Here is an 18174-nt window from a genome sequence, read left to right as displayed (position 1 = left end):
TACCCCCGAGTACGTCGCGCCGCGCCCCGGTGGACCGGCCGCGCATGGTCAGTCGACGACTCTATCCCGGCGGGCGGCGTCGGTCCCGGTACGCCCGGCGGCGGGTTGCCCGGCGGCCACCCGGCGGCAGGGCCGGCCCTCCCGACCCACCCACCCACCGCCGCCGCCGCTGCCGCTGCCGCTCGGGTTAACCACCAGCCGAGCCCGTGGGCACGGCCCAGCCCATCAGGCGACAGGCCAACCGAGTCCAGGGCACAGCCCGGTCCGTCGCGCGACAGGCCAGCCGGGTTCGGGGGGCGGCCAGGACCGTCACACGACAGCCAACCGAGTCCAGGGGCACAGCCCCGGACCGTCGGCGACAGGCCAGCCGAGTCCGGGGAGACGACCAGGACCGTCGCGCGACAGGCCAGCCGGGTTCGGGGGGCGGCCAGGACTGTTGTGTCCCGCAGAGCGATATGCCGCTCCGTCATATTTATGCCGGAGCGGCATATCGCTCTGCGGGAAGTTGTCACCGCCCGTCAGTCGCGGAGAAACCCGGGCAACTTCCGGTTGGACAAGTTCTACCGCGTCCGCGGCAACCCGGTGGAACCGTCGTACAACGGGGATTGCCGCAGCCGTGAGCGTTCAGCCGCGCAGGCCGTGCGGCAGACCACCGACGAACGACGACCAGGCGTCCCGACCGAAGCGAAGCGCCGGCCCGCCCAGGTTGTTGAGGTCCGGCACCGCCGACAGGCCGGCGTTCCTGCGGCGGGATCGCCCCCGGCAACGAGGTCTGCCTGGACATCACCGGTCACCCGACCTCCACGGCGTGCGTGGTCGATGACGGTGGAGCGGTGCGGGCTACGGTCACGGCGTCGGCGCGCTCTGCTGGGACGACGGGGACGGCGACGGGGACGGGGACGGGGACGGGGACGGGGACAGCGACGGGGACGGTTCCGGGTGGCGTTGCGGACGCTGCTGTCGGAGCGAACTCGTAGACTCCCCGGATGACCTCCCCCACCGAGCTGCGCACCTCCGACGCCCTCGGCGTGCTCCGCCGGGTCTTCGGCTACGACGCCTTCCGTGGCTTCCAGCAGGAGGTCATCGACCACGTGGTGGCCGGTGGGGACGCCCTGGTGCTGATGCCCACAGGTGGCGGCAAGTCGCTCTGCTACCAGGTCCCGGCCCTGGTCCGCGAGGGGGTCGCGGTGGTCGTGTCGCCGCTGATCGCGCTGATGCAGGACCAGGTCGACGCGCTGACCGCGGTCGGCGTACGGGCCGGTTTCCTCAACTCCACCCAGGATTTCGCCGCGCGGCGCAGGGTCGAGCAGGCGTTCGTCGACGGCGAGTTGGACCTGCTCTACCTCGCCCCGGAGGCGCTGGGCACCCGGGGCGTGCAGCAACTGCTCGACCGGGGTCGGATCGGCCTGTTCGCCATCGACGAGGCGCACTGCGTGTCCCAGTGGGGCCACGACTTCCGCCCCGACTACCTGGCCCTGTCGATGCTGCACGAGCGGTGGCCGCAGGTGCCCCGGATCGCGCTGACCGCCACCGCCACCAGCGCCACCCGGGCCGAGATCGCCACCCGGCTCCAGCTCACCGGGGCGAAGCACTTCGTGGCCAGCTTCGACCGGCCCAACATCCAGTACCGGATCGTGCCCAAGAAGGAGCCGCGCAAGCAGTTGCTCGCCCTGCTGCGCGACGAGCACCCGGGCGACGCCGGCATCGTCTACTGCCTGTCCCGCGCCTCGGTGGACAAGACCGCCGAGTTCCTGGTGGCCAACGGGGTCGCCGCGCTGCCTTACCACGCGGGCCTGGACGCGTTCACCCGCGCCACCAACCAGCAGCGCTTCCTGCGCGAGGACGGCCTGGTCATGGTCGCCACGATCGCGTTCGGGATGGGCATCGACAAGCCGGACGTCCGGTTCGTGGCCCACCTCGACCTGCCCAAGTCGGTGGAGGGCTACTACCAGGAGACCGGGCGCGCCGGCCGGGACGGGCTGCCGTCGACCGCCTGGCTCGCGTACGGCCTGCAGGACGTGGTCCAGCAGCGCAAGATGATCGAGACGTCGGACGGGGACCTCGCCCACCGGCGCAACCTCGCCACCCACCTGGACGCCATGCTGGCCCTCTGCGAGACGGTCCGCTGCCGCCGGGTGCAGCTACTGGAATACTTCGGCCAGCCCGGCACGGCCAACTGCGGCAACTGCGACACCTGCCTGACCCCGCCGGAGACCTGGGACGGCACGGTGGCCGCGCAGAAGCTGCTCTCCACCGTCTACCGGCTGGACCGGGAACGCAACCAGCGGTTCGGGGCCGGACACTGCGTGGACATCCTGCTCGGCAAGCAGAACGACAAGATCACCCAGTACGGCCACGAGGCGCTGAGCACCTTCGGCATCGGCACCGAACTGCGCGAGACGGAGTGGCGCGGGGTGGTCCGTCAACTACTGGCCGAGGGGCTGCTGGCGGTCGAGGGCGACTACGGCACCCTGGCGCTCACCGACGCCAGCGCCGAGGTGCTGGGCCGCCGCCGGACGGTCACCATGCGCCGCGAGCCGGAGAAGGTGGCCTCGGCCCGGTCGGCGAAGCCGCGCGGGGCGGCCACCGTCGTCGCCGAGCTGGACCCGGCCGCCGGGTCGCTGTTCGAGCGGCTGCGCGCCTGGCGCGCGGCGACCGCGAAGGAGCAGGGCGTGCCGGCGTACGTGATCTTCCACGATGCCACGCTGCGGCAGATCGCCACCGACGCCCCCGCCTCGCTGGCCGAGCTGTCCCGGATCAGCGGCGTCGGGGAGAACAAGCTGGCCAAGTACGGCGAGTCGATCCTCGCCGTACTCGCCGAGCAGCCCTGACCGCCGGGGCGGCCGGTCAGTCGGCCACGGCCGTCCTCGCCTCGCCGTCGAGGGTGGCGAGGATCGCCTCGGCCGTGCGGCGGCCCACCCCGGGTACCTCGGTGATCTCCTCGACGGTGGCGGCGGAGAGCCGCTTCAGCGAGCCGAAGTGCCGCAGCAGCGCCTGGCGCCGTACCTCGCCGAGCCCCGGGACGGTGTCCAGCGCCGACTCGGTCATCCGCTTGGAGCGGCGCTGCCGGTGGAAGGTGATGGCGAACCGGTGCGCCTCGTCCCGGACCCGTTGCAGCAGGTAGAGCCCCTCGGAGGTGCGCGGCAGGATGACCGGGTACTCGTCGTCGGGGAGCCAGACCTCCTCCAGCCGCTTGGCCAGCCCGCACAGCGCCACGTCGTCGATGCCCAACTCGGCGAGGGCCTGCGCGGCGGCGGCGACCTGGGGTGCGCCGCCGTCGACCACCACGAGCTGCGGCGGGTACGCGAACCGGCGCGGTCGGCCGGTGGTCGGGTCGATGCCGGGCCGGTCCGGATCCGAGGCGGTCTCCTCACCCAGCTCACCGGTCTCGGCGCGGGCGTCGAGGTAGCGGGCGAAGCGTCGGCGCAGCACCTCGGACATCGCCGACAGGTCGTCGGTGGCCCCCCGGACGATGAACCGGCGGTACTCGCTCTTGCGCGGCAGCCCGTCCTCGAAGACGACCATGCTGGCCACCACGTCGGTGCCCTGGATCTGCGAGACGTCGAAGCACTCGATACGCAGCGGCGAGGTACGCATGCCGAGCGCGTCGCTGATCTCGTCGAGCGCCTTGCTGCGGGTGGTCAGGTCGCCGGACCGCTTGAGCTTGTGCCGGGCGAGGGCGTCCTTCGCGTTGCGGCCCACCGTCTCCAGCAGGGTCTTCTTGTCGCCGCGCTGGGGCACCCGCAGCGACACCCGGCTGCCCCGGCGGGTGGCCAGCCAGTCGGCGAGCGCGTCCGCGTCGGCCGGCAACTCGGGGACGAGCAGCTCGCGCGGCACGTCCGCCTCGCCCTGCTCGCCGCCGTAGACCTGGGTGCAGAAGTGGTGCACCAGGTCGCCGGTGGTCAGCTCCTCGGTCTTCTCCACCACCCAGCCACGCTGGCCGCGGACCCGGCCGTCCCGGACGTGGAAGACCTGCACGGCGGCCTCCAGCGGGTCGTCGGCGAAGGCGACCACGTCGGCGTCGGTGCCGTCGCCGAGCACCACGGTCTGCTTCTCCATGGCCCGGCGCAGCGCGGCCACATCGTCGCGCAGCCGGGCCGCCCGCTCGAACTCCAACTGCTCGCTGGCCTCGGTCATCTCGCGTTCGAGCCGGCGCACCATGGTGTCGGTGCGGCCGGCCATGAACTCGCAGAAGCCGTCGACGATCGCCCGGTGCTGGTCGGCGGAGACGGTGCCCACGCAGGGTGCCGCGCACTTGCCGATGTAGCCCAGCAGGCACGGTCGGCCCACCTGACCGGCCCGCTTGAACACCCCGGAGGAGCAGGTGCGGGCCGGGAAGACCCGCAGCAGCAGGTCGAGCGTCTCGCGGATCGCCCAGGCGTGCGAGTACGGCCCGAAGTAGCGCACTCCCCTGCGCTTGGCGCCCCGCATCACCTGCAACCGTGGGTACTCCTCGTCGAGGGTGACCGCCAGGTACGGGTACGACTTGTCGTCGCGGTAGCGGACGTTGAACCGGGGGTCGTACTGCTTGATCCAGGTGTACTCGAGCTGGAGCGCCTCGACCTCGGTGCCGACGGTGACCCAGTCGACCGACTCGGCCGTGGTGACCATCTGCTGGGTCCGTTGGTGCAGCCCCCACAGGTCGGCGAAGTAGGAGTTGAGCCTGCTGCGCAGGTTCTTCGCCTTGCCGACGTAGATCACCCGGCCGGTGCCGTCGCGGAAGCGGTAGACCCCGGGTGACTCCGGGATCGTGCCGGGCGCGGGACGGTAGGTCGAGGGATCAGCCACGCCACCGAGCCTAGTCCGGGGGACCGACAGCCGAGCTGGTCGCCTCGGCACCGGCCCGGCCGGAGCGACCCGCCGGGCCGGTCCAATCCCGATTGACGTCTTCCGATGTCGTACGGCCGAACGTTACCATCCGGTATCCGAATGTTCTTCGTGTACCTGCCCCGTCCCTGATCCCCACCCCCTCGGAGGATCACCATGCGCCGTCCCACCACCCCCCGCCGCCTGCTCGCCGGCGGCACCGCCGCCGTCGCGCTCGCGGCCCTGCTGGTCGCCCCACCCGCCCCGCCCGCCGCCGCCGCCGCGGCCGCCGCCGTCACCACCAGCGGGTACGCGGCCGGCGACCACTGCCTCGGCGAGTGCGGCGACATCCTGCCGCCCGGCCAGAACGGCAACGCCACCCTCGTCGAGGTGCTCGGCAACCAGGCCCTCGGCACCCTGCCCCGGCACTCCGGCGACCAGCTCGGCCGGTACGCCGACCTGGTCTACGGCTACGCCGGGCTGCGCGAGGAGCAGATCGGCTCGTTCTTCAACGACGCGTCCTTCGGCGTCCCGCAGGGACAGGTCGAACGCGACTACTCGCCCCGCGCGGACGTGCGGATCCTGCGGGACAAGGCGACCGGTGTCCCGCACGTCACCGGCACCACCCGGGGCGGCACCATGTACGGCGCCGGGTACGCCGGCGCCGAGGACCGGCTGTTCACCATGGACCTGCTGCGGCACGTCGGCCGGGGCACCCTCACCTCGTTCGCCGGCGGCGCCCCCGGCAACCGGGCGCTGGAGCAGAGCGTCTGGCGCAACTCGCCATACACCGAGGCGGACCTGGCGACGCAGATCGAGGCGCTGCGCGGCAAGGGCCCGCGCGGCCAGCAGCTCTACGCCGACGTGCAGGAGTACATCGCCGGCATCAACGCCTACATCGGCGTCTGCATGGCCAACCGCAACTGCCCCGGCGAGTACGTGCTCACCGGCCACCTCGACGCGGTCACCAACGCCGGTGGCCCGGAGCCGTTCCAGCTCACCGACCTGATCGCCATCGCCGGCGTGGTCGGCGGACTCTTCGGCGGCGGGGGCGGCAGCGAGATGCAGTCCGCACTGGTCCGGATCGCCGCCCGCGCCAGGTACGGCACCACCGAGGGCGACCGGGTGTGGACGGCGTTCCGCAACCAGAACGACCCGGAGACCGTGCTGACCCTGCACGACGGGCAGAGCTTCCCGTACGGCGACGCCGCCCCGGACGCGGCCAGCGTGGTCCTGCCGGACGCCGGCTCGGCCCGGGTCGAACCGGTGGTCACCGACCCGACCGGCTCCGCCGGCAGCACTGCCGCCCGCACCACCGCCACCGCCACCACCAGCGCCGCCGGCGAGCTGGCCGCCGCGCTGTCCGGGCTGACCATCAGCCCGGCGCACCGGGGCATGTCCAACGCCGCGCTGGTCTCCGCCGCGAACTCGGCCACCGGCCACCCGGTCGCGGTCTTCGGCCCGCAGACCGGCTACTTCTCGCCGCAGCTCCTGATGGTGCAGGAGTTGCAGGGTCCGGGGATCAGCGCCCGGGGGGCCGCGTTCGCCGGCCTCAACCTCTACGTGCTGCTCGGCCGGGGCCAGGACTACGCGTGGAGCGCCACCTCCTCGATCCACGACATCACCGACACCTACGCGGTGCCGCTGTGCACCACCGACGGCAGCGCACCCACCCTGGCCAGCGACCGCTACCTGTACCGGGGCCAGTGTCTGGCGATGGAGCAGCTCGCGCACGTCAACCGGTGGAGCCCGACCGTCGCCGACGGCACCGCCGCCGGGTCGTACAAGCTGGTCGCCTGGCGGACGAAGCTCGGCCTGGTCTCCTGGCGGGCGACGGTGGGCGGCCGACCGCACGCCTTCACCCAGCTACGCTCCACCTACCGGCACGAGGCCGACTCGGCGATCGGCTTCCAGATGTTCAACGACCCGACCCAGATGGGTTCGGCCGACGCGTTCGTCACCTCGGCCAACAACGTCGAGTACGCGTTCAACTGGTTCTACGTCAACTCGACCGAGTCGGCGTACTTCAACTCCGGGCTCAACCCGCTGCGGGCCGCCGGCGCCAACCCCAACCTGCCGATGAAGGCCGAACCCGGCTACGAGTGGCAGGGGTACGACCCGGCGACGAACACCGCCAGCTACGCCCCGCTGGCCGGCCACCCCCGCTCGGTCAACCAGGACTACTACATAAGCTGGAACAACAAGCAGGCCAAGGACTTCGGCGGCGCGGACGGCAACTACAGCTTCGGCGCGGTGCACCGGGCGAACCTGCTGGACCGCCCGCTGAAGGCGGCCCTCGCGGCCGGGACGAAGTTCGACCGGGGCTCGCTGACCGCCCTGGTCGAGCAGGCCGGGCTGACCGACCTGCGCGGCGCGGAGGTGCTCGACGAGCTGATCCGGGTGGTGGAGAGCCAGCCCGTCGCTGACACCGCGCTGGCCGCCGAGATCGCCCGGTTGAAGGCGTGGCGGCAGGACGGCGCGCTGCGGGTGGAGACCGCGAAGGGGTCGAAGGTCTACCGGCACGCCGAGGCGATCCGTACCTTCGACGCCTGGTGGCCGCTGCTGGTACGCGGGATGTTCCGGGCTCCGCTCGGCCCGGACCTGTACCAGTCGCTGGTCAACGCGATCCAGATCAACGAGTCCCCCTCCGGGCACCAGCAGGGCGACGTGTCCAGCCTGCCCACCTCGGCCAACGAGGCCCAGGCGCACAAGGGCTCGGCGTTCCAGTACGGCTGGTGGGGCTACGTCGACAAGGACCTGCGCGCGGTGCTCGGCGACCCGGTGCGCGGCGGCCTCGGCCGCACCTACTGTGGCGATGGGAACCTGACCGGCTGCCGGCAGGTCCTGCTCGACGCGCTGCGTACCGCGGCGGCGACCCCGGCGGCCCAGGTCTACCCGGGCGACGGGAGCTGCCCGGCCGGTGACCAGTGGTGCGCGGACGCGATCATCCAGTCCCCGCTCGGCGGGATCAAGCACGCCACCGTCGCCTGGCAGAACCGGCCCACCTTCCAGCAGGTGATCTCCTTCCCCGCCCGGCGCGGCGACGACCTGACCAACCTCGCCGCCGGTCGGCCGGTGACCGCGTCCAGCAGCCAGCTCTTCTACGGTGCGGGCAAGGCCGTCGACGCCGACCTCGGCACCCGCTGGGCCAGCTCCTGGGCGGACGACCAGTGGCTCAGCGTCGACCTCGGCGCGGCCCGCCCGGTCAGCCGGGTGACGGTGGCCTGGGAGTCGGCGTACGCCCGGTCGTACCGGATCGAGGTGTCCACCGACGGGACGACCTGGCGCAACGTCTGGTCGACCACGGCCGGCGACGGCGGCACCGACGTGGTCGCGTTCCCGGCCGAGACGGCCCGGTACGTCCGGCTGCGCGGGCTGACCCGGGCCACCTCGTACGGCTTCTCGATCTGGGAGCTGGCGGTGTACGCGCACTGAGCCCGGCGGACCGGCCGGCGCGGGGTCGCCCCGCGCCGGCCGGCGCCGGTCAGGCCAGCGAGATCTGGTCCCCCTGGACCTTGATCTCCTTGGCCGCGAGCGGCGTGGTCGCCGGGCCCTGCTTCACCGACCCGTCGGTGATGGCGAACTTGCTGTTGTGGCAGGTGCAGTTGATCGTCCCGCCGTCGACGTTCGACACCGGGCAGCCCTGGTGGGTGCAGATCGGGTCGAACGCCTTGAACTGCCCCGCGGTGGGCTGGGTGATCACCACCCCCTGGGCGGCGTAGACCTGGCCGCCGCCGACCGGGATGTCGCTGGTCGTCGCGATCGAGGACGCGGCCTGCCGGTCGCCCTGGGCGGCCCCGGCGGACGCGCCCGGCGCGCTGCTGGTCGGGGCGGCCGACCCGCCGTCCGAGTCGCCGCCGCAGGCGGTCAGGAGGACCGACGCCCCCACCGCGCCGGCACCGGCGAGCAGGACGCGTCGCGTCTGCGTACCGGGCCCGGTCAGCACCTGATCGTCACTCATCTCCGGCCTTTCTCTCGGCTGCCGCCGCCGGTCGTCGACCTCGCGGCCTCACTGGAGCACACGCATCACTGTGCCCGACGGTTCAACCGGCCACCCCACCGACGCGCGGTGCGGCGGCCGGGCCAGCCGCCTCGGCCTCCGCGCAGACCTGCGGGCCGGGGTCGGGCACCCCGCCCGGCCGCCGTACCGGTCGCTCAACGCGCCCCGGCCGGCACCTTGCGGGTACGCGACTTCGTGGCCGCCCCGTTGGCCTTGGCCGCCCGGGTCACCGCCGCCTTCGCGCCCTTGGCCTCCCCGTCGAGCTTGAGCACGTGACGCAGGAACTGGCCGGTGTGGCTCTCGGCCACCTCGGCGACCTCCTCCGGGGTGCCGGCGGCGAGCACCATGCCGCCCCGGTGGCCGCCCTCCGGGCCCATGTCGATGAGCCAGTCGGCCGTCTTGATCACGTCGAGGTTGTGCTCGATGGTGATCACCGTGTTGCCCTTGTCGACCAGGCCCTCCAGCACCATCAGCAGCTTGCGGATGTCCTCGAAGTGCAGGCCGGTGGTGGGCTCGTCGAGCACGTAGACCGTCCGCCCGGTGGAGCGCTTCTGCAGCTCGGAGGCGAGCTTGACCCGCTGCGCCTCGCCACCGGAGAGGGTCGGCGCGGGCTGGCCCAGCCGGACGTAGCCCAGGCCCACGTCGTTCAGCGTCCGGAGGTGCCGGTGGATGGCCGGGATGGCGGAGAAGAACTCGGCCGCCTCCTCGATCGGCATCTCCAGCACGTCGGAGACGGTCTTGCCCTTGTAGTGCACCTCCAGGGTCTCCCGGTTGTACCGGGCGCCCTTGCACACCTCGCACGGGACGTAGACGTCGGGCAGGAAGTTCATCTCGATCTTGATGGTGCCGTCGCCGGAGCACGCCTCGCAGCGGCCACCCTTGACGTTGAACGAGAACCGGCCCGGGCCGTACCCGCGCACCTTGGCCTCGGTGGTCTCGGCGAAGAGCTTGCGGACGTGGTCCCAGACGCCGGTGTAGGTGGCCGGGTTGGAGCGCGGGGTACGGCCGATCGGCGACTGGTCGACGCCGACCACCTTGTCGACGTGCTCCAGCCCGCCGACCCGGGTGTGCCGGCCGGGGACCAGCCGGGCGCCGTTGATCTGGTTGGCCAGCACCGCGTACAGGATGTCGTTGACCAGCGTCGACTTGCCGGAACCGGAGACCCCGGTGACGGCGATGAGCTGGCCGAGCGGGAAGGAGACGGTCAGGTTGCGCAGATTGTGCTCGCGCGCCCCGTGCACCACCAGCTCGCGCTCCGGCGTCTGCGGCCGGCGGCGCTTCGGTGTCGGGATCTCCCGCCGACCGGACAGGTAGGCCCCGGTCACCGACTCCTCGTTGGCCAGCAGCGCCGCCACCGACCCGCTGTGCACGATCTTGCCGCCGTGCTCGCCCGCGCCCGGCCCGATGTCGACGATCCAGTCGGCGACCCGGATGGTGTCCTCGTCGTGCTCGACCACGATCAGCGTGTTGCCCAGGCCGCGCAGCCGCAGCAGGGTCTCGATCAGCCGGTGGTTGTCCCGCTGGTGCAGGCCGATCGACGGCTCGTCGAGCACGTAGAGCACGCCGACCAGGCCGGAGCCGATCTGGGTGGCCAACCGGATGCGCTGCGCCTCGCCGCCGGACAGGGTGCCGGCCGCCCGGTCCAGGGAGAGGTAGTCCAGCCCGACGTCGAGCAGGAACTTCAGCCGGGCGTTGATCTCCTTGAGCACCCGCTCGGCGATCATCTTCTGCCGGTCGGTCAGCTCGATGCCGGCGAGCAGTTCGGCCGCCTCGCCCACCGACAGGTTGCAGACCTCGGCGATGCTCTTGCCGGCCAGGGTGACCGCGAGCACCTCGGGCTTGAGCCGGGTGCCGCCGCAGGCCGCGCAGGGCACGTCCCGCATGTAGCCCTCGTACTTCTCCCGCGACCACTCCGACTCGGTGTCGGTGTGCCGGCGCTCGATCCACTGCACCACGCCCTCGAAGCCGGTGTAGTAGGAGCGCTCGCGGCCGTACTTGTTGCGGTAGCGGACGTGCACCTGGTCGTCGGAGCCGTGCAGGATCATCTTCTGCGCCCGCGCCGGCAGCGCCCGCCACGGGGTGTCGACGTCGAAGTGCTGGCTCTCGCCGAGCGCCTCCAGCAGGCGCAGGAAGTATTCGAGGTTGTGCCCGGTGGCCCAGGGCTGGAGCGCACCCTCCCGCAGGCTGCGCTCCGGGTCGGGGACGAGCAACTCCGGGTCGACCTCCTTCTTGGTGCCCAGGCCGGTGCACTCCGGGCAGGCGCCGTAGGGCGCGTTGAAGGAGAAGACCCGGGGTTCCAGGTCCTCGATCGCGAGGGGGTGGTCGTTGGGGCAGGCCAGGTGCTCGGAGTAGCGACGCTCCCGGTCCGGGTCGTCCTCGGCCAGGTCGACGAAGTCGAGCAGCACCAGGCCGCCGGAGAGGCCGAGCGCGGCCTCGACCGAGTCGGTCAGCCGCTGCTTGGCCCCCGCCTTGACGCTGAGCCGGTCGATCACCACCTCGATGGTGTGCTTCTCCTGCTTCTTGAGCTTCGGCGGCTCGGTCAGCGGGTGCACCACGCCGTCGACCCGGGCCCGGGCGTAGCCCTTGGCCTGGAGTTCGGCGAAGAGGTCGAGGTACTCGCCCTTGCGGCCCCGGACCACCGGGGCGAGCACCATGAACCGGGTCCCCTCGGCCATCGCCAGCACCCGGTCGACGATCTGCTGCGGGCTCTGCCGGGAGATCCGCTCACCGCAGACCGGGCAGTGCGGCTCGCCGATGCGGGCGTAGAGCAACCGCAGGTAGTCGTAGACCTCGGTGATGGTGCCGACGGTGGAGCGCGGGTTGCGCGAGGTCGACTTCTGGTCGATGGAGACGGCGGGGCTCAGGCCCTCGATGAAGTCGACGTCGGGCTTGTCCATCTGGCCGAGGAACTGCCGGGCGTACGACGACAGCGACTCAACGTAGCGCCGCTGTCCCTCGGCGAAGATGGTGTCGAAGGCCAGGCTCGACTTGCCCGACCCGGACAGCCCGGTGAAGACGATGAGGGCGTCCCGGGGCAGGTCGAGACTGACGTCACGCAGGTTGTGCTCGCGCGCGCCACGGATGATCAGTCGGTCGGCCACGGTCCGTGTACTCCCGGAATAAGAATGTGAGGGCGGATCTGTCCGCTCTGAGTGGGATCTGAGCGGTTTAGCGGGCGCAGGAAGAACGCCTCGGCAACTCTAGCCCCGAGCTACGACAACTTTCCTCGTGCGCCCGTTCCACCAGCTCACCCCGGTCGTGCCGGCCCGGCGACCGGGCCGGCACGCTCAGAATCCCCCGGGCCCCGGCGGTGGGGTCGGACGCGCCGTACGCCGCCGGCCGCCGCGCCAGCCACCCCGCCGCTCGGCGGCCAGCCGGGTCTCCCGCCGACGGCTCTCGTACGCCACCTCCCGCTGCAACCGCCGCCAGTTCTCCCAGCGCCGCACCGGCAGTTCTCCGCTGTCCAGCGCCTCGCGCACCGCGCAGGCCGGCTCGGCCTCGTGCCCGCAGTCGGCGTACCGGCAGCCGGTGGCCAGCTCGGCGATGTCGGTGAAGGCCCGGTCCAGCCCGGCGGAGCCGTCCAGCAGCCCGACCGCCCGGACCCCCGGGGTGTCCAGCACCGCGCCGCCGCCGGGCACCGGCACCAGCGCCCGCCAGGTGGTGGTGTGCCGGCCCTTGCCGTCGGAGCGCCGGATCGCCTGGGTCGGCATGACCTCCGCCCCCACCAGGGCGTTGACCAGGCTCGACTTGCCGGCACCGGAGGGGCCGAGCAGGCCGAGGGTGCGGCCCGGCCCGACCAGCGCACGCAGCGGGCCCAGCCCGGTGCCCCGCTCGGCGCTGACCGGCAGCACCGGCACCCCGGGCGCCACGGCGGTGAGCTGCCGGGCCACCGCGTCCGGGTCGGCGGCCAAATCGGCCTTGGTGAGCACCACCAGCGGCCGGGCCCCCGACTCGTGGGCCAACGAGAGCAGCCGCTCGATCCGGGCCACGTCCGGCTCCGGGTGCACCGGCTCGACCACCGCGGCGGCGTCGAGGTTGGCGGCGAGCACCTGCCCGCCGGCGTCCTTGCCGGCGGTCCGGCGGATCAGCGCGGTACGCCGGGGCAGCACCGCGTCGACGGTCACCGGGCCGTCCGGCCAACTCGCCAACAACACCCAGTCGCCGGCGCAGGGCAACGTGGTCAGGTCACGGGCGGCGGCGGCCAGCACCGCCGGGCCCAGGCTGGCGCGGACCGGTCCGTCCGCGCAGAGCACGGTGCACACCCCCCGGTCGACCCGGGCCACCCGGCCGGGCCGGCGGTCCGGGCGCCGCCGCGCGTACGCCGCCCGCTCGGCGTCCAGGCCGAGGGCGGTCAGATCGATGGTCATGGCATCCTCATCGGTGTCGGAGCTGGTCGTGGCGGTATCCGCGTACTGCTACCGGCATGATCACCACCCCCGTCCGTCGTCCCGGTGCCGCGTCGGGGCCGACGGTAGGCCGCCCGCCGACGCGCCGAAAGCGATTTCCCCGGCGACGGGACCGTCCCGGGACCGCTAGGGTCGTGGCGTGACCACGGATCCGCTGCTGCTGACCGGTGAGGTGGACGACGCGACCGTCCGGCTGCTGCACACGGCGGCCGGTCTCGACACGGCGGCCGTCGCGGCCCCCTCCCTGCTGCCCGGCTGGACCCGCGGCCACGTGCTGACCCACCTGGCCCGCAACGCCGACGGGTTCGTCAACCTGCTCACCGCCGCCCGCACCGGCGAGCCCATCCCGATGTACGCCAGCGCCGCCGCCCGGGACGCCGACATCGCCGCCGGCGCCGCCCGGCCACCCGCCCAACGCCGACCTGCTGACCGTCACCCCGGACGGTCCCCTGCCGAGCCCACCGGAATGGATATAGACCTGGTATGAGCTACACCGGAGACGTCACCCCCGGCGGCCCGCCCGCCGTCCGGGAGCTGGACCGGCTCACCGTCACCAAGGTGTCGGTCGGCCCGATGGACAACAACGCCTACCTGCTGCGCTGCCGGGCCACCGGCGCGCAGGTGCTGGTGGACGCCGCGAACGAGGCACCGCGACTGCTCGACCTGATCGGCGACCGCGGGCTGACCGCGGTGGTCACCACGCACCGGCACATGGACCACTGGGTGGCGCTGGAGGAGGTGGTCGCCAAGACCGGCGCCCGCGCCCTGGTGCACGCCGACGACGCCGACGGGCTGCCGATCGGGGCCGAGTCCCTCGCCGACGGCGACACCGTCGCGGTGGGCGAGCAGACGCTGGACGTCATCCACGTCAAGGGGCACACCCCGGGTTCGATCGCGCTGCTCTACCGCGACCCGGCCGGCACCCCGCACCTGTGGACCGGCGACTCTCTCTTTCCCGGCGGAATCGGCAACACGGACCGGGACCCGGAGCGCTTCGGCCAGCTCATCGACGACGTGGAGCACAAGCTCTTCGACCGGCTGCCCGACGGGACCTGGTTCTACCCGGGGCACGGCAGGGACAGCACCCTCGGCGCGGAGCGACCGTCGCTGCCGCAGTGGCGGGCCCGGGGCTGGTGACCCGCCCGGCGTCGGTCAGCCCGGCTGGCCGACGCCGGTCACCGTCCGCAGCCGCCGTCGGGTGCCGAGCAGCGCCAGGAACGCCAGCACCAGCCCCACCGCCATGGTGACCAGCAGCGGGTTGCCCGGCAACAGCCCGGCCAGCGCCCGGGACGCCGTCCCCAGCGCCAGGTAGAGACCGGCCCACGCCGCCGCGCCGAGCGCGGCGCAGCCGACGAACCGGCGGTACGACATCCGCAGCCCGCCCGCGGCCAGCGGCAGCAACGCGTTGAACACCGGCAGGAACGGGGCGACCAGCACCATCCGCCCGCCACCGGAGCGCAGGATCCGCTCGGCCGCCGTCCAGCGGTCCTCGCCGATCCAGCCGCCGACCCGGCTGCGCCGCAGCCGCTCCCCGTAGACCCGGCCGGCGAGGAAGCTCAGCGACCAGCCGGCGAGGCAGCCGGCCACCACGGACGCGACGGTCGCCGCGCCGGTGGCCGGCCGGCCCACCCCCACCGCCGCGAGGATCGCCACGTCACCGGGGACGAGCACCCCGAGCAGCGGTACGGCGTCGGCGAGCATCACCAGCCCGAGCGCCGCCATCAGCAGGGTGGTCGGCAGGTCCCCGATCCGGGCCAGTTCGTCCAGCATGGCCCGACGCTATGGCCCGAGGCCGTCCGGGCGCATCAGGTCCGGCCCCCGATCACCCCCTGAGGGGTCCCTGAGGGTCACCCTGAGCGGGCCCGGTTCAGCGGGGCCGCAGCACCTGCACCCGGCGGACCGGGGAGTCGACGGAGGGCTCGGTGATCGGCACCGGATAGCTGGCCACCAGTTCCAGCGCGTCCAGGCTGAGGTGTCCCCGGTCCGGGTCCCCGATCAGCACCTGCGCCCCGCCGTCGGCGGCCCGCCGCAGGTACGGCAGCACCCGGCCGGCCAGCTCGCGGTCGTAGAGGACGTCCCCGGCGACCAGCAGGTCGGCCTGCGTCCCGGCGTCGTCGAGCAGATCGCCCTGCCGGGCCAGCACGGTCACCCGGTTGGCCCGCGCGTTGACCGTCACCGCCGCCACCGCGTACGGGTCGATGTCGTTGGCGACGACCTGGGCCGCGCCGGCCAGCGCGGCGGCGATGGCGACCAGTCCGGACCCGGCGGCCAGGTCGAGCACCCGGCGCCCGGCGGCCAGTTCGGGGTGGTCCAGCAGGTGGCGGGCGAGCGCCTGCCCACCGGCCCAGGCCGACGCCCAGTAGGGCGGTGGGAGGGTACGGCCGGCCGCCGCCTCCATCCGGGCCCACCAGACGATCGCGTCCTCGGCGAGGTGCAACCGCACCTCGGGCACGAACGGCACGGGCGCCAGCCGAAGCCGGTCCAGCCCGTCGCCCGGCAGGTCGATCTCCCGTTCCAGCTCGGTCAACGCCGCCGTGCTCGGTCCGGTCACCGGTTGAGCATGCCGGAGCCGACCACGAGACGGGCGACTTTCCGCCGCGACCCGCGCGAGTTTCTGTCCGCCTGCGGCACTTCAGCCGGCAAAAGCGCGATCCGCCGGTTACTGTCGGGGCAGTACAGGGCGATCATCCGCCGAAGCGGCGGGGTTCACCCGTTGTGAACAGGGAGAGATGCATGGCAACCGGCACGGTCAAGTGGTTCAACTCGGAAAAGGGCTTCGGCTTCATCGAGCAGGACGGCGGGGGCCCCGACGTCTTCGTCCACTACTCGGCGATCGCGAGTAGCGGCTACCGGGAACTGCAGGAGGCCCAGAAGGTCGAGTTCGACGTGACCCAGGGGCAGAAGGGTCCGCAGGCGGAGAACGTCCGTCCGCTGTAGGTCCGTGCCGGTGGCGGCGGCCCCGGGCCGCCGCCACTGTGCGCCTCACCCCGCTGCGGCCGCCACGGGCAGGTCCCGCCGCCGCCGGATCGGCCCCACCAGCAGAATCAGCGGTGTCACCGCCAGCCAGCCGGTCATCACCAGGACGGCCCGCCCCGGCCCGTAGCCGGCGCCGACCGCCCCGGCGAGAACCGCCGCCAGCGGGATCGTGCCGTAGTTGAGCAGGTGCGCGCTCACCGTCACCCGACCCAGCAGGTGGTGCGGGGTGTACGTCTGCCGGAAGCTGCCCTTCACCACGTTCCCGATCGCCACCCCGAAGCTGACCAGGATGCCGCCCAGCGGCAGCCAGAACAGGCCCGCCCCGGTGCCGGCCAGGGGGATCAGCAGGGCGGGCGGTCCGGTCAGCGCCCCGGCCAGCAGGATCGCCCGCGCGGTGCCGATCCGCCGGGCGACCACGGTGGCGACCGCCGCGCCGGCCACTCCGCCGAGGCTGGACAGCGCGACCAGCAGACCGACCGGGCCCGGGGCCAGCCCCACCTCGCGGACCAGGAAGACCACCAGGACGGCCTGGTAGCCGACCAGCCCGATGTTGCTGGCCGCGCCGAACAGGGTCAGCACCCGCAGGTACCGGTCCCGGACGACGAACCGGACCCCGTCGGCGATCTCCCGGCGCAGCGACCGGGCGCGGTCGGGCCGTTGCGGCCGGGTCTCGACGGTCCGGATGCGCAGCAGGCAGAACGCGGAGGCGAGGAAGCTGACCGCGTCCGCCAGCAGGGCGGCGACCGCGCCGACGCTCTGCGCGAGCAGCCCGGCCAGGCCCGGCCCGACCACGTAGGCAGCGGTCTGGGTGGACTGGAGTTTCGCGTTACCCTCCGGGACCTGCTCCGCGCGGAGCACCACCGGCAGGTAGACCTGGTCGGCGGTCTCGAAGAAGACCCGGGCCGCCCCCGCGCCGAGCGCCACGGCCAGCAGTTGGCCGACGGTGAGCACGCCGAACGCCGCGGCCACCGGGACGCTGACGAACAGCAGCGCGGACGCCACGTCGCAGGCGACCATCAGCGGCCGGCGCGGCAGCCGGTCCACCCAGGCTCCCGCCGGCAGACCGATCAGCAGCCAGGGCAGCCAGGCCGCGGCGGTGAGCACCGCCACCTGGAAGGTCCCGGCGCCGAGCACGGCGACCGCGACCAGCGGCAACGCCACGGTGGTCACGTTGCTGCCGACAGCGCTGACGGTCTGTGCCGTCCAGAGCAGCCGGAAGTCGCGGTGCCACAGCAGCCCACCGCGCCGGCCCGGCCCATCAGCCGCCCTGGTCGAGCCCGGCGCGGAGGTTGCCGCCCAGGTCGAGCCCGGCGCCGAGGTTGCCGCCTCGGTCGGGCCCGACAACGTCGAGCCCGGCGCGGACGTGGTTGGCCGGGTCACGGCCGGGCCGGGATGCCGTGGGCGAACAGGAAGACCGGCTGGCGGTCGCGCCCGTCGTCCGGGACCGCCCGGTCGGCCCACCGGGCCAGCAGGTCCGTCAGCTCGGTGCCGAGTTCGGCCAGTTCGTCGGGGGTCAGCCGCAGCCACCGGTCGGCCGAGAACGGCCCGTCCCCCCAGGCCGCCTGGGTCGTCTCGTCGGCGGCGTGCCAGGCCCGGGCCAGCGCCACCTGCCGGTCCAGGTTGAGCGAGGTGGCGGCGTCGGCGACCGCCCGCGCCGCCGGGTCGGCGTCGAAGTCGTGGTTGTTCCAGCGGACCCCCCGGGTGACCAGCTTCCACCAGCGTTCGCGGCGGTCACGGGCCAGCTCCGGCGCCTCGGTGACCAGGTCACCGGCGGCCAGCACCTTCATGTGGTGGCTGATGTTGGCGGGGGCCTGGTCGGTGCGCTCGGCCAGCATGCCCACCGTGGCCGGGCCGTCCACCTTGAGCGCGTCCATCAGTCGGCGGCGCAGTGGGTGGGACAGCGCGGCCAGCACCCGCGAGTCGGTGATCTGCCGTACCTCTTGGTCGTCCACCGGGACAGCCTGCCATTCGCAACAGGCATTCCGC

Annotated in this window: 14 protein-coding genes and 1 pseudogene; 5 read left to right on the top strand and 10 right to left on the bottom strand. The window is 73.2% G+C overall.

The genetic code is table 11. From position 1 onward, the window contains the following. Window positions 1-48 precede the first annotated feature (48 nt). Window positions 49-195, bottom strand: coding sequence for a hypothetical protein (locus ACIQG9_RS10330; RefSeq protein WP_400399978.1), 147 nt, complete (start codon window positions 193-195; stop codon window positions 49-51). A gap of 429 nt (window positions 196-624) precedes the next feature. Beyond that, a complete protein-coding gene (locus ACIQG9_RS10325) occupies window positions 625-723 on the bottom strand; it encodes a DUF397 domain-containing protein (RefSeq protein ID WP_400399976.1) in 99 nt (32 codons plus the stop codon). Window positions 724-986: 263 nt separating this feature from the next. On the opposite strand from ACIQG9_RS10325, the gene recQ reads away from it, so the two are divergent. Next, a complete protein-coding gene (recQ, locus tag ACIQG9_RS10320; protein ID WP_400399974.1) occupies window positions 987-2831 on the top strand; it encodes a DNA helicase RecQ in 1845 nt (614 codons plus the stop codon). 16 nt (window positions 2832-2847) lie between these two features. Here the strand turns inward: recQ and uvrC are convergent, their stop codons facing one another. Further along, window positions 2848-4788 carry an excinuclease ABC subunit UvrC gene (gene uvrC / locus ACIQG9_RS10315; RefSeq protein ID WP_400399972.1) on the bottom strand — a complete coding sequence of 647 codons (1941 nt, stop codon included), beginning with the start codon at window positions 4786-4788 and terminating at the stop codon, window positions 2848-2850. Window positions 4789-4983: 195 nt separating this feature from the next. Here uvrC and ACIQG9_RS10310 point away from each other — a divergent pair, with 195 nt between their 5' ends. After that, entirely contained in the window at window positions 4984-8241 is a 3258-nt protein-coding gene (locus ACIQG9_RS10310; RefSeq protein ID WP_400399970.1) for a penicillin acylase family protein, read from the top strand. Window positions 8242-8290: 49 nt separating this feature from the next. Here the strand turns inward: ACIQG9_RS10310 and ACIQG9_RS10305 are convergent, their stop codons facing one another. From ACIQG9_RS10305 to rsgA, 3 genes are all read right to left on the bottom strand, one after another. After that, window positions 8291-8767, bottom strand: a complete 477-nt coding sequence (locus tag ACIQG9_RS10305) for a Rieske (2Fe-2S) protein (RefSeq protein ID WP_400399968.1) — start codon at window positions 8765-8767, stop codon at window positions 8291-8293. Between the two features lie 194 nt (window positions 8768-8961). Then, complete coding sequence (uvrA, locus tag ACIQG9_RS10300) at window positions 8962-11907, bottom strand: excinuclease ABC subunit UvrA (protein ID WP_400399966.1); 2946 nt, start codon at window positions 11905-11907, stop codon at window positions 8962-8964. Window positions 11908-12093: 186 nt separating this feature from the next. Then, a complete protein-coding gene (gene rsgA / locus ACIQG9_RS10295) occupies window positions 12094-13173 on the bottom strand; it encodes a ribosome small subunit-dependent GTPase A (RefSeq protein WP_400399964.1) in 1080 nt (359 codons plus the stop codon). Between the two features lie 178 nt (window positions 13174-13351). On the opposite strand from rsgA, the pseudogene ACIQG9_RS10290 reads away from it, so the two are divergent. Both ACIQG9_RS10290 and ACIQG9_RS10285 read left to right on the top strand, forming a co-directional pair. Further along, a pseudogene (locus ACIQG9_RS10290) lies at window positions 13352-13690 on the top strand (maleylpyruvate isomerase N-terminal domain-containing protein); the annotation flags it as partial. A 5-nt stretch (window positions 13691-13695) separates the two neighbouring features. Then, entirely contained in the window at window positions 13696-14349 is a 654-nt protein-coding gene (locus tag ACIQG9_RS10285) for an MBL fold metallo-hydrolase (protein WP_400399962.1), read from the top strand. Between the two features lie 15 nt (window positions 14350-14364). On the opposite strand, the gene ACIQG9_RS10280 is transcribed toward ACIQG9_RS10285, so the two are convergent. After that, a complete protein-coding gene (locus ACIQG9_RS10280; RefSeq protein WP_400400123.1) occupies window positions 14365-14979 on the bottom strand; it encodes a DedA family protein in 615 nt (204 codons plus the stop codon). Between the two features lie 100 nt (window positions 14980-15079). Then, the gene (locus ACIQG9_RS10275; RefSeq protein WP_400399960.1) at window positions 15080-15763 is read right to left on the bottom strand and encodes a class I SAM-dependent methyltransferase; all 684 of its coding nucleotides are present in this window, start codon (window positions 15761-15763) and stop codon (window positions 15080-15082) included. Window positions 15764-15945: 182 nt separating this feature from the next. Between ACIQG9_RS10275 and ACIQG9_RS10270 the strand changes: the two genes are divergently transcribed. Further along, the gene (locus ACIQG9_RS10270) at window positions 15946-16149 is read left to right on the top strand and encodes a cold-shock protein (RefSeq protein ID WP_091237353.1); all 204 of its coding nucleotides are present in this window, start codon (window positions 15946-15948) and stop codon (window positions 16147-16149) included. 45 nt (window positions 16150-16194) lie between these two features. Here the strand turns inward: ACIQG9_RS10270 and ACIQG9_RS10265 are convergent, their stop codons facing one another. Both ACIQG9_RS10265 and ACIQG9_RS10260 read right to left on the bottom strand, forming a co-directional pair. Beyond that, entirely contained in the window at window positions 16195-17568 is a 1374-nt protein-coding gene (locus ACIQG9_RS10265; protein WP_400399957.1) for an MFS transporter, read from the bottom strand. Continuing rightward, window positions 17565-18140 (bottom strand): ArsR/SmtB family transcription factor, encoded by a 576-nt coding sequence (locus ACIQG9_RS10260; RefSeq protein ID WP_400399954.1) that lies wholly within the window; start codon window positions 18138-18140, stop codon window positions 17565-17567. The genes ACIQG9_RS10265 and ACIQG9_RS10260 overlap by 4 nt, the downstream gene beginning before the upstream one ends. Window positions 18141-18174: the final 34 nt, after the last annotated feature.

This window comes from Micromonospora sp. NPDC092111, from assembly GCF_044755745.1.
Classification (GTDB): domain Bacteria; phylum Actinomycetota; class Actinomycetes; order Mycobacteriales; family Micromonosporaceae; genus Micromonospora.
Note: the sequence above shows the minus strand (reverse complement) of the source record. Positions and strands in the feature narration are given on the sequence as shown.